This is a genomic window from Streptomyces sp. NPDC059895 (assembly GCF_042731035.1).
Lineage (GTDB): Bacteria > Actinomycetota > Actinomycetes > Streptomycetales > Streptomycetaceae > Streptomyces.
Genome location: NZ_JBHWKO010000056.1, coordinates 34,258 through 40,534, shown reverse-complemented (window position 1 = coordinate 40,534; position 6,277 = coordinate 34,258). Strand labels below are relative to the sequence as shown.

Genomic DNA, 6,277 nt, shown 5'->3' with positions numbered 1-6,277 from the left:
CCGCCCCCCGCCCGCGGCCGCGCGCGCGGCGCCGGCGGGGGCAGCGCGGCTGCCCGGAGAGCTCGCGCCGCGCCCGGGACCGGGGGGTGGCCGCCGCGGCGGATGGTGGGCGGCCGGCGGAGAGGGGTGCGTCAGGGGCGGGTGCCGGCCTCGTGCTCGGCGACGGTCCAGGCGCGGGCCTGGTCGCTGAGGGTGAAGCCGAGGCCGGGCCGGGAGGAGACGTGCATGCGGCCGTCGCGGATCTCCAGGCGCTCGTTGAACAGGGGCTCCAGCCAGTCGAAGTGCTCCACCCACGGCTCGATCGGGTAGGCGGCGGCCAGGTGGAGGTGGATCTCCATGGCGAAGTGGGGCGCGAGCTGGAGCTGGTGGTGCTCGGCGAGGGCGGCGAGCTTGAGGAACTGGGTGATGCCGCCGATGCGCGGGGCGTCGGGCTGGATGACGTCCGCGGCGCCGTGGCGGATCAGCTCGACGTGCTCGGCGACGCTGGCGAGCATCTCGCCGGTGGCGACGGGGGTGTCGAGGGAGGCGGCGAGCGCGGCGTGGCCCTGGGCGTCGTAGGCGTCGAGGGGCTCCTCGATCCAGACCAGGCCGAACTTCTCCAGCGCGCGGCCCATGCGCTGGGCGGTGGGCCGGTCCCACTGCTGGTTGGCGTCGACCATGAGCGGCACGTCGTCACCGATGTGCTCGCGCACCGCGGTGAGGCGGGCCAGGTCGTACTTGCCGTCGGGGTGCCCGACCTTGATCTTGATCCCGCCGATGCCGCTGGCCAGGGAGGCGGTGGCGTTGTCGAGGACCTGCTCGGTCGGGGTGTGCAGGAAGCCGCCGGAGGTGTTGTAGCAGCGCACCGAGTCGCGGTGGGCGCCCAGCAGCTTGGCCAGCGGCAGGCCGGCGCGCTTGGCCTTGAGGTCCCACAGGGCGACGTCGAAGGCGGCGATCGCCTGGGTGGCGAGACCGCTGCGGCCCACGGAGGCGCCGGCCCACACCAGCTTGGTCCAGATCTTCCCGATGTCGCTGGGGTCCTCGCCGATCAGGTTCTCGGCGATCTCCTTGGCGTGGGCGAACTGGCCGGGACCGCCGGCCCGCTTGGAGTAGCTGAAGCCGACGCCCTCGTGCCCCTGCTCGGTCGCGAGCTCCACGAAGAGGAACGCCACCTCGGTCATCGGCTTCTGCCGGCCGGTGAAGACCTTCGCGTCACTGATCGGGGTGGCCAGCGGGAGGGTCACTGAGGACAGGCGCAGCCAGGCGATCCGGTCGAGCGTCGCCTCGCCTTCGGCGTGCGCGGCCTGCGGCGTCGTGTTCATCGTGCTCACCACTTCGAGTCCCTGGGGTTGAGGCGATCGGTGCGGGGCCCGACCGCGGCCGGGCTCGGCACCGCGTCTCCCACGGGAGCATGGGCGGGCAGGGTGCGGCGGCTGTCGGGGCCGGACAGACGGCGCCTCACATGTGTACGGGGGAGAACGGTCCGGGAGGCGCCTCGACGATCTCGGTGAGGCTGAACCATGGGGTGCGTGCTCCAAGTGCGCTACGGCCTCCTCCACGCGGGGTGCGGCCGAGGCGCGGGCGGGGGTCGCCGTCTGTCGAGATCAGACGCTACGGTCGCCAATGATTCACGTCCAACATAGATTTTGGATGTCGCGATACCTGGAGAGCATCAATGTTCACCCTTGCCCAGCTGACGAGCTTTGTGGCCGTCGCCGAAGAACTGCACTTCACCCGTGCTGCGGAGCGGCTGAACATGACGCAGCCGCCGCTGAGCCGGCAGATCCAACTGCTGGAGAGCGAACTGCGGGTGCACCTGCTGGACCGCACCAACCGCACGGTGCGGCTCACCCCCGCCGGCCGGGCCTTCCTGGTCGAGGCCCGCCGCATCCTGCGCCAGTCCGAGCACGCCACCCTCGCCGTGCGCCGGGTCTCCACCGGTGAGGCGGGGGCGATCGCCGTCGGGTTCACGGCCGCCAGCGCCTACTCCGCCCTCGGCGGCCTTCTGCAGACCGCGCGGTCGGCGCTGCCGGGGGTGGAGATCCTGTTGCAGGAACTCGTCACCAGAGACCAGCTCAAAGCGCTCGGCGAGGGTTCGCTCGACCTCGGGCTGATCCGGCCCTCGGCCACCGGAGCGGACCTGGCCTCGCGCCCGGCCGTACGGGAGGGGCTGCTGGCGGCCCTGCCCGTGCAGCATCCGCTGGCCGCCGGGGCGGGGCCGATGCGGGTCGAGGACCTCGCGGGCGAGGACTTCCTGATGTACTCGCCCATCGAGGCCCGCTACTTCCACGAACTGCTGGTCAGCATCTTCCGGGCGGCGGACGTCCGGCCCGTCTTCACCCAGTACCTCACCCAGGTCCACAGCATCCTGGCCCTGGTCAACGGCGGCTGGGGCATCGCTCTCGTCCCCGAGGCCGCCGCACAGATGCGCTACGGCGGGATCGTCTTCCGGCCCGTGGATCTGTCGGACCCGCATCCGGTCGAACTGAACTTCGTTTGGCGCAAAAACAACGACAATCCGGCTCTGGACGCGCTGCTGCCCCACTTGTGACATCCGCCCGGCACGCTCATGTCACATGACTGTCATACAGGGAAGGTATCGCAAGCAACAAAATTCGACATAGACGTGAATCGGAACCATCTCTACGGTCAACTCAGCCACCGGTTCGGTGGCTCGGACCGCACGCGGCACCGCTGCCGTATCCCCCGGGTCTAGGAGATTGACCATGACGGTTCTCGGCCGGCAGGACGAGCCGGCGACCGCCGGCCCCGAGCCGCCCCCGGCACGGCCCGGCTCGGGCGACGGTTTCGGCCAGGTGCTGCGACCCCACGGCGGACCGCGCCGGGCGATCGCCCCTCCGGTGTCCCCGGCGCGCCACCGAGCGGCCCGCCCCCGGACCGCTTCGGCCGCACCGGCCTCCCGCTCACCGGCCTCCCACTCACTGGCCTCCCGCTCACCGGTCTCCCGCTCGGCGGCCGACGGCCGGCCCACGAGCCGGTAGCCGTCGCCGCAGACCGCGCAGACCGCGCAGACCGCGCAGACCGCGCAGACCGCGCGGACCGCGCGGACCGCGCCCGACGCACCGACCGTGCCCGAGGCACCGACCGTGCAGACCGTGCCCGCCCACCGCACCGACCGTGCGATCCGTGCAGACCGCACGGTGGCGAGGAGGACGGCCGAGGGACCGGCTCCGATCCCGAGCCGGTGCGGCGGCCCGGGAAGACGACAGGCGTCCCGCCCCACCCGAAGTCGGAGCGGTCCGAGCCGCCGTCCGCACCGTTCGCACCGCCCGCCCCGCCGGCCGCCCTGCGGCCCGCCCCTCGCCGCCGCGCCCACCGCCCCGGCGCGACGCCACCGCCGTACCGCGTGCGGTCGCCCGCCCCGCCCCACCCCACCCCGCATCCCAGCCGGGCCGCGTTCCCGTGCCGTCCCGGCACCGGCTGCTCAACCACAGTTCAAAGGGGAGCTGACATGCCACTTCTCGTAGTCGGAATCAGCGTTCTGGTTCTGCTACTCCTCATGACCCGGCTGAAGCTGAACGGCTTCGCGGCGCTCCTGCTGGTGGCGGTCGGTGTCGCCGTGGTGCAGGGGATACCGGTGATGGAGATCCCGGACGTCCTCTCGGAGGGCATCGGGGGCCAGATCGGTGACACGATGCTCACCATCGGGCTCGGTGCCATGGTCGGCCGCGTCATGGGGGACTCCGGCGCCGCCCAGCGCATAGCAGGCAAGCTCCTCGACGCCTTCGGCCCGCGCTGGGTCCAGGTAGCGATGGTCGTCACCTCCATGCTCATCGGCGTGACGATGTTCTACGAGGTCGCCTTCATCATCATCGTGCCCATCGCGTTCACCTTGGTCCGGGTCACCAGGGCGAACCTGCTCTGGGTCGGGCTGCCGATGTCGATCGCCCTGTCGACCATGCACAGCTTCCTGCCCCCGCACCCCGGCCCCACCGCCGTCGCCGCGACCTTCCACGCCTCCGTCGGGCTGACGCTGTTCTACGGCCTGTTCATCGCGGTCCCGGCCGGCGCCTTCATCGCGCTGCTCTGGCCGCGCCTGCCGTTCATCAAGGCCATGACCCCGTCCATCCCCAAGGGCCTGGTCAGCGAGCGCGAGTTCACCGACGAGGAGATGCCCGGCCTGGGCTGGTCGCTGTTCGTCGCCCTCTTCCCCGTCGTCCTGATCGCCGGCGCCGCGGTGACCGACATGGCCGTCCCCGGTGAGAGCCCGGTGCTGCACACCGTCGCGTTCATCGGCTCGGCGCCGATCGCGCTCCTGCTGACGCTGCTCCTGGCGATCTGGGCGTTCGGGCCGAGGATCGGCCGGAGCCTGTCGGACGTCAGCTCCTCCTGCGGCTCCGCGGTCCAGGCGATGGCGATGATCCTGCTGGTGATCGGCGCCGGCGGCGCCTTCAAGAACGTCCTCGTCGAGGGAGGCATCTCCGACTACATCAAGGACGTCACCGACGGCTGGTCCATCTCCCCGCTCATCCTCGCCTGGCTCATCGCGGTCATCCTCCGGGTGGCGCTCGGCTCGGCGACGGTCGCCGTCGTCACGGCCTCCGGCGTGGTGCTGCCCCTGCTCGCCGGCAGCGGCGTGAGCCCCGAGATGATGGTGCTCGCCGTCTCCTGCGGCTCCATCGCCTTCTCGCACGTCAACGACCCCGGGTTCTGGCTGTTCAAGGAGTACTTCAACCTCTCGGTCCTCCAGGCCATCAAGGTCCGCACGAGCTACACCACGGTGCTGTCGGTCCTCGGTCTGGGCGGCGTCCTGGCCGCCGACTACACCATCGGCGTCCTCGGCCTGTGACCCTCGGCATTGTTCACACCCCAGGTCCCACCCCCGTACACAAGGAACTCGAAACCAGCATGAGCACGAGCCAGCCGACCGTCACCGCGTTCTCCGTCTATCCCGTGGCGGGCCGCGACTGCATGGAACTGAACCTCTCCGGTGCGCACGGCCCTTACTTCACGCGCAACATCGTCGTTCTGACGGACTCCGAGGGCCGCACGGGCCTCGGTGAGGTGCCCGGCGGAGAGAAGATCACGCAGACCCTGCGCGACGCCGAGTCCCTCGTGGTCGGCGCGAAAGTCGGCGACTACAAGCGGGTCCTGCGGGAGATCGGGGACCGTTTCGCCGACCGCGACTCCGGCGGACGCGGCGCGCAGACCTTCGACCTGCGGACCACCGTCCACGCCGTCACCGCCGTCGAGTCCGCGCTGCTGGACCTCCTGGGCCAGCACCTGGACGTGCCGGTCGCCGCGCTCCTCGGGGACGGCCGGCAGCGTGACTCGGTCCGCGTGCTGGGCTACCTCTTCTACGTCGGCGACCCGGGCCGCACGGACCTGGAGTACGTCCGCGAACACGACGCGGACGTCGACTGGTACCGGATCCGGCACGAGGAGGCCCTGACCCCCGAGGCGATCGTCCGCCAGGCCGAGGCCACCTACGACCTGTACGGCTTCCGCGACTTCAAGCTGAAGGGCGGCGTCCTGGACGGCGCCGAGGAGGTCAAGGCGATCCTGGCGCTGAAGGAACGCTTCCCCGAGGCCCGGATCACCCTCGACCCCAACGGCGCCTGGTCGCTGCGCGAGGCCATCGAGCTCTGCGAGCCGCTGGTCGGGACGCTCGCCTACGCCGAGGACCCCTGCGGGGCCGAAGGCGGCTACTCCGGGCGGGAGGTCCTCGCCGAGTTCCGCCGCGCGACCGGTCTGCCCACCGCGACCAACATGATCGCGACCGACTGGCGGCAGCTGACCCACGCACTGGCCCTCCAGTCGGTCTCCATCCCGCTGGCCGACCCGCATTTCTGGACCATGCAGGGCTCCGTGCGCGTGGCGCAGCTGTGCAACGCGATGGGCCTGACCTGGGGCTGCCACTCCAACAACCACTTCGACATCTCCCTGGCCATGGTCACGCACTGCGGGGCCGCGGCGCCCGGCGCGTACAACGCCCTGGACACGCACTGGATATGGCAGGAGGGCCTGGAGCGGCTCACCGTCGCCCCGCCCCGCATCGTCGACGGCGAGATCGCCGTGCCCGACGCCCCGGGGCTCGGCGTCCAGCTCGACATGGACCGCCTCCTCGCCGCACATGAGCTGTACCAGGCCAAGGCGCTGGGGGCCCGGGACGACGCCACCGGTATGCAGTACCTGGTTCCCGGCTGGGAGTTCGACGCCAAGCGGCCCTGCCTGGTGCGCTAGCTGTATTGCCCCGTGCCGTCGCGGTCCGCCCGGCTCCGAGCCGCGGCGGACCGGCTCCGGCGGGCGCGCTCGGCGGGGGAACGGGTCCTCGGGT

The 6,277-nt window shown here is 71.6% G+C and carries 5 protein-coding genes; 4 read left to right on the top strand and 1 reads right to left on the bottom strand.

From position 1 onward, the window contains the following. Window positions 1-131: 131 nt before the first annotated feature. The gene (locus ACFV9M_RS37010) at window positions 132-1,313 is read right to left on the bottom strand and encodes a mandelate racemase/muconate lactonizing enzyme family protein (RefSeq protein ID WP_385074337.1); all 1,182 of its coding nucleotides are present in this window, start codon (window positions 1,311-1,313) and stop codon (window positions 132-134) included. A gap of 341 nt (window positions 1,314-1,654) precedes the next feature. On the opposite strand from ACFV9M_RS37010, the gene ACFV9M_RS37005 reads away from it, so the two are divergent. The 4 genes from ACFV9M_RS37005 (at window position 1,655) to ACFV9M_RS36990 (ending at window position 6,183) form a co-directional block, all read left to right on the top strand. Beyond that, window positions 1,655-2,530, top strand: a complete 876-nt coding sequence (locus ACFV9M_RS37005; RefSeq protein ID WP_385074339.1) for a LysR substrate-binding domain-containing protein — start codon at window positions 1,655-1,657, stop codon at window positions 2,528-2,530. A 175-nt stretch (window positions 2,531-2,705) separates the two neighbouring features. Further along, window positions 2,706-2,981: a hypothetical protein gene (locus ACFV9M_RS37000; RefSeq protein ID WP_385102653.1), complete on the top strand. Its 276-nt coding sequence runs from the start codon at window positions 2,706-2,708 to the stop codon at window positions 2,979-2,981. 470 nt (window positions 2,982-3,451) lie between these two features. After that, window positions 3,452-4,789, top strand: coding sequence for a gluconate:H+ symporter (locus tag ACFV9M_RS36995; protein ID WP_385074341.1), 1,338 nt, complete (start codon window positions 3,452-3,454; stop codon window positions 4,787-4,789). 59 nt (window positions 4,790-4,848) lie between these two features. Next, the gene (locus ACFV9M_RS36990; RefSeq protein WP_385074344.1) at window positions 4,849-6,183 is read left to right on the top strand and encodes an enolase C-terminal domain-like protein; all 1,335 of its coding nucleotides are present in this window, start codon (window positions 4,849-4,851) and stop codon (window positions 6,181-6,183) included. The last annotated feature ends 94 nt before the right edge of the window (window positions 6,184-6,277 follow it).